The organism is Streptomyces sp. NPDC002690, assembly GCF_053592415.1.
Window position 1 is genome coordinate 1 of the sequence record NZ_JBSFVR010000425.1, and the last position, 5,948, is coordinate 5,948.

Here is a 5,948-nt window from a genome sequence, read left to right on the forward strand (position 1 = left end):
CGTCCTGCTGGTCGTGATGATGGGTGAGCACGCGGGAATCGCGGTCCTGCTGGGGCTGCCCTTCTTCTCCAGGGCCCCCGCAAGAGGCGGTGACGATCCATAGGAAACTGAGCCGTTTCCAACCTCAGCTTGAGCTGTGGTCGAGGGCGAGGACGACCTTCACGACGTCGGTGATGCGGTTGGTGCCGCATCGGAGCTTCCGGAGGAGTCGCCAGCCCTTCAGGTTGGCCATGGCCTACTTGCCGAGGCAGCGGACCTTGGCGTGGCTGCTGTTGTGACGGCGCTTCCATCGTTTGAGACGGCGACCCGGAACGGAACCGGAACCCGAACGGTGCCGCCGGCCCCTTGGCACGCCTTGTCTGCCCAACAATTGAGCCCGGGCTCAGCGAAGTTCTCGATGATTTCGTGCAGCCGGTCAGCGGTCGATCGCGGGGCGGGCCGGACCACTGCCGGGGAGGCCCACAGCAGGCGCCCGAGGGGGTTGGCGAGGACCTCGGCGTTCACGCCCAGGCGGGTTTGTGCGTGCCCGAGTAGTACGGGGTGTCGGCGGCGATGCGGCCGATCGGCAGCAGGGTGCCGTCGAGTATGACGAATGCCTTGGCTCGGATCGCCTTCATAGCCTCGGGCAGGAGCGGGGCGAGGGCAGCCAGCACCTCGGCGGCCTCGCGCATGTAGCGGTACACGGTCGCGCCCCAATGCCAAACCCGGCGGTGAGCGGGGCATGTGTGTCGCCGCATCAACAGGTGGGCCAAGGCCAGTAGGCCTGACGCCCGGCTGACAAGCTCCGTAGCCGAGTCCCGATCTCCCAACGCCAGATGGCCAGTTGCCCGGTCAGGAACCGCAGGTTTCGGCTGAACAGATCAATCGGGGACGGGCAGACAAGCACGCGAAGCTCCCGGCAGGCACGGGTGATCTTGGTCGAGAACCCGCCTACCAGGAGCTTCATCGTGGTGCAGGAGCGTCCAGCCCGTTTTCAACGCAGCGAGGTTGAAAACGGCTCACTCCCATTCAAATTCCGAAGTGAAATACAATTCCATTCGTTCAGGCAAAAAACCTACCCTGAGAATCCTCACACTTCGCCGCAAACTTCGGACCGCGAACCCTTTCGTCAGAGGTCGCCAATGGCTGCGCGGCACACACGCAGGTCCGCCTCGATTCTCATGGGAGAATCAAGGGTTAAGCCTCATCTCATTCCACCCTAAGGGGCGTCCCACGATTCGTGGTGTATCAGTGCGCGGCGTCAGATGCGGTGCACTGCAAGGCGGAGGTACGTCCGCATACTGGATGTGTGCGGACGTACCAACAACGCGACGGGACGCCGTAGCCGACGCAACACGCAACTTATTCTTCTGCAAGCCCTTAGACGCGACTCCCCTGCTGCGCATCCATCAAGCCGTTGGTTACCGCCCGGAGCAGCACCTCCGGAGCCCCACCGTCGTCCTCGTTCACAAACACGCGGACCTCTCGCTGTGCGCGACTCAGCGCGAGATAGAGGAGCGAGAGGTACCTGGTGCGCTCGTTAGGAGCCGGAGCGGTCGTATTCAGATCCGGGATTCCGGCCACGAGAACCGAATCGAACTGCAGCCCCGCGAGATGTTCTGCTGTGCCCACCACTATTCCACGACGCTGATAGCCAAGTCCTTCAATATCGGACCGCCCGGATACGGTCGACACATGAAACTTTCCAGATTGCTTGATGCGAGAAGCGAGCCTACTGAACCGCTGCCACTGCCGAAAGTCGACCACAGCGATTGCCAAACGACCCGACTGATAAAGAGCCTGAACCGAACGAACGATGTCATCCTCTTCACCCGAGCGAGAAGCCGCTGAAATCAAATGCGGCGGAGATCCGTCAGCCTGAGCCGACTCAACCTGAGTAAAGTCGATATCCCAATCCTGCCCGAGGTCGAAAGTCGGGAACTCGTGATGGACATGCTTGATCAGTTCAAGGATCTGAGGAGTGAACCTATGGATAGTTGTGAGTTCGAAATTAGCAATGTCACCAAGACTATCGTCGGTCGACACACCGCTTGAGGATCTGGTCTCAATCGCAGCGACTCCGATAAACGCCTCGGACGGTGACTGCCGTGGATCTACAGCCATGAAGACCCGTGGGTATATCGATGTGTCGCGTGTGAGGTAGTGGAGAACCTGACGTTCCAACGGACTGAACAGGTGAAACTCGTCCACGAACACAAGGTCATACCCCTGCGCTCTACGGGCACGATTCCAACTACTCGTCGACAAATGGATCAGGAAGTCCGCAAGCACCTGATCGGAAGTAGTGAGGGAACGTTCATCAAGGCTACTCCAGTAGCGCGAGTAAAGTTCGAATACCACCCGTCGATCTTCACGAGTAGGAAGAGGAAGCATCCATGCCGTGCGCGGCAACTGGAAGTAGCGAAGATCGGATCCAGCTCCCGGGAAGATGGCCGCGGCACCAATAACTGATCCAAATTCGATCAGCAGGTCCCAGACGAGTGCTCGCCGTTCGGCAACGTCGGTCGAATCAAATCTTGCACGCAAGATATCGCTGACGCTCCCTCTGTAAGTGATCCAGTCACCCTCTATGAAATCGTCCAGTACCTCCTGAATCTCATCCAATTGCGCTTGCTTTCCACTGAGACTGTCCTCTCCGATCAAATTAAAACCAGAAGAAATATCCTGGACGTACTGAGGAGAAGTCAGTTTTGCAATCTCAAGCAGCGGAAACACATCGATCTCGTTCAGCAGGCCGATCCCCATAGCATCAATGGAGTCCGAGATCTGGGCCGCCAGCGCCCAACTATGGGTCACCACGAGAACCCGGAGTTCATCTCCTTCGTCCCGCGCCTTGAGGACCTCCCTGATAGCTTTCAAGGTCAAGGCAAGCGTTTTTCCGGAACCCGCCGGCCCCCGAAGCCGTATTGATTTATCCGTAACCGCGTCAATAAAAGCGTGCTGTTCCTTGGTAACGGCCCCCAGCCATTGCTCATAGGTCCAGCCTCTGGTCGCCGACTGTTCAAGCACAGGAAGGCTTATTTCCACATCGGCAGGCTGGGTGCGCATTTGCGCAAAGTGTTCCCGAGCTGCCGAGATGGCCTGGGTCCACAATCCGTTTACTTGAGGGGTGACTGGTCGCGCCTTGCCGAAGTCCTCCAACGTCGATTTATTGTCCGACGTAGTCGTCCCCCAAAATGTAATGTCGGCGCGACTGCCAGGGGTTACTTCCGTAATCCATCTACTTGCCTTGGCATCAAATTTTGGCGCCGCCCGAAAGGCGATAAAATTGTTGTACTTGTACTGGTGCCACTGCTGAGGCAGGGAAAGTGGGCCAGGGGTTCTCGCCCTCTCCGCGAAGCTCTTCATGCGACTCAGAACATCTCGCCTCCGACTAATGAGATGGTCCGGCACGAACGGGTCCTTGGTGTATTGTTCGCGGATTATAAGGACTCTCTGGGACTCCTCGTCGTCCTCCGTAGCAACTAGAACTTCCACGCCATCAATAATGCTGGTAAAAAGCACCGACGATGACAGAATGGCTTCGGGAGACAGTCCAGCAGCAAGCTCACTGAGTGCCCGGACAGTCGTAATCAACGGTTTCACTTCAGGTTCTCCCCTAGCAATTCGGCATGCAGATCACGCAGATCCTCGTAATCACGAGGAAGCCCGATCGACATGAACACCATAGCGAATCTTTGTACTAGTGAGTGCGCAAAACGATCACGCATGCGCGAGATTCGACGAAATGAAGCTTCCCTATGTCGTGGTCCCAGTGAAATTTCAGGCTCCCAAACCTGCTCGATATGCCGAAGATAGGCGAAGTAGCCAACGTCCTGCCCCGGTGCTATCGCCGTGAGAAACAGCGCATCTCCCGGGGGTTGCGTATAGGGACCACGCAAACTGGTCAATACTTTCTTCATTGCATTTTCGACTTTCGGAGCTTGGGGGCCGATGAGCTGTGCGTCCACCAGAAGACGAATGCCCCCCTCAAGGCTTTCTGCTGACCTATCCATCATGCGCAAGGATTCAAGGGAAGCCATCACCGTACGTGCCTCTGGTTGTCGCAGACCAAGTTCCTCCACTATGTCCGAAGGCGCTACCTCGCTCGCCCATTCCCGAAGCCGGCGGTCACTGATATTAGGCACCGAGGTTGCTGAGAGAGCCTGTCGCATCTCCTTGAGTTTCGACTTGGCGAGCTGCTCACGAAGCTTAGGGATCTGCATCTCCAAGAGGTACTCATCCGCAGTGAGTAGCGGGACACATGTGACGCGGCCCTGATGCTTGGCATGCGCGAAGTCACAGTCCGCTGTTATCACCAGCAGATGTCGCCCCCACATGGTGGCTGACGGGTCGACAGCCTCCAGCACGTCACCCTGGCGCAGCGGATCGGCCACACCGACCTCGCGAAACTCAGCAAATGCTTCATCCACCGTATGTTCCCCCAGTTCACTCGGTAGGTAGCGCCCTACCACCGTAGCCGACAGAAGACCGTGTGGTTAGGACTCAACCCTGCATCGTAATCTCAATGATGGGGCGTGCCGAGGCAACAGGCGGCCGGTGCCGATCATCTCGCCCATGGTCGCCCACGCCGTCGTGGCGCCGGCTCGCTCCCCGGCTATCCGAGCCCGCCGAGGCAAGCGCGTTCCTCAGCTCGCTGAACTTGGCTTTGGCGATTGACGTCATGCGGTTCGGGCCGCACCGCGATCTACCGAAGATTTGCCAGGACTAAAGTCGTGCGTTAGCGCGCTCGACGGGTGCTGGGGTCGTGGCCAGTGCCCGGTTGACCGTCCGTTCTGTCGGTGTCAGCTGGCCGCCGGGTGGGCGTCTGCGCCTGTTGGTGAGCCAGGGGCCGGCGCCGGTATAGGCGCGGCCGGCCAGGATGGGGACGCCCTGGCGTTCGCAGATCCGGATGATCCGGTTGGTGCGGGCCGCGGCCAGGTCGTGACATCGCCCGGGCAGGGCCGGAGAGATCCACAGGATCTGGCCGGTCGGGGAGGTCACGACCTGCACGTTCACGCCGTGGCGGCGGCGCTTGCGCGAGTAATCGGCCTGGCCGTCACCCACGTTGTCGCACTCGGCGAGCGTCCCGTTGAGCAGCGCGTACTCCGGGTCGGTCTCACGCAGAACCTTCAGCAGGCCCGGTGACCGGTCGGCCAGGAGGTCGATGACCGCAATGGTGTAGGCGTGGGCGGTGCCTACCGCTACGCCGAAGCCCGCGGCGGCTTGGGCCAGGGTGTCGTGCCTGCGCAGGTACACCAGAGCCACGAGCGCGCTGGTGCGGCGGAAGCTTGCAGCGGCGTTCACCCTCGCAGGTGACGACGAGCATCCTGACTCACTCGACCAGCGCATGAGGCAGGCCGAGCGGCAGGATTGGGAACCAACGAGGCACCCGCGCTGCTGAGTTGAGAATTCGAACATCTCCCTCAACGGCACGGGTGCCTCGGGCGTTACGGCCTCACCGCCGTCACCCGGCCGGTGGCCACTCTGAGAACGCTCAGCGAGTCGGAGGGCATCGTCGATCTCACTGAGCTTCACGAAGGACAGGGCCGCCTCTCGATCCATCAGTCATCCCGGGACAGAGTGAGCCTCTTTCATCCTGCGTAGTCGCAGATCAAAGGGCGTGGATGGCTTGAACGATGCGGCTGACGCGACCGTGGAACAGCATGCTCGCCGCATGACGCGCCAGGACTTGAGTGGGGGCGAAGGCTCGTTCGCCGGGGCGCGGAGTCGAGTGTGGCCGCGGTTGAACGAGACTCAACCGGGTCAGGCAGGCGTGGACAATGCCGTGGGCGAGTGCTGAGGTCAGGTCGTGGGTGCGGCTTGCATGGCTCCTGGGGACCACGGGGGAGTGCTGGTACAGAGCCAGGCGACATGCTCGAAAAACTCGTGCGGGACTTCGAGCATGGCTCGATACCGAGCCAACAGAGCCCCGTCGGTCGTCGGTGTGGTGAGTCCACTCACCACAC

General features: G+C 60.1%; 2 protein-coding genes and 2 pseudogenes. All 4 read right to left on the bottom strand.

Translation table 11 applies throughout. From position 1 onward, the window contains the following. Positions 1-124 precede the first annotated feature (124 nt). Positions 125-886 (bottom strand): annotated as a pseudogene (locus tag ACWD3D_RS32365) (transposase family protein). Positions 887-1,359: 473 nt separating this feature from the next. After that, positions 1,360-3,585: a DEAD/DEAH box helicase gene (locus tag ACWD3D_RS32370; RefSeq protein ID WP_451464298.1), complete on the bottom strand. Its 2,226-nt coding sequence runs from the start codon at positions 3,583-3,585 to the stop codon at positions 1,360-1,362. Next, the gene (locus ACWD3D_RS32375) at positions 3,582-4,412 is read right to left on the bottom strand and encodes a hypothetical protein (RefSeq protein ID WP_451464299.1); all 831 of its coding nucleotides are present in this window, start codon (positions 4,410-4,412) and stop codon (positions 3,582-3,584) included. The genes ACWD3D_RS32370 and ACWD3D_RS32375 overlap by 4 nt, the downstream gene beginning before the upstream one ends. Before the next feature lie 208 nt (positions 4,413-4,620). Continuing rightward, positions 4,621-5,363, bottom strand: a pseudogene (locus ACWD3D_RS32380) (transposase family protein); the annotation flags it as partial. Between the last annotated feature and the right edge of the window lie 585 nt (positions 5,364-5,948).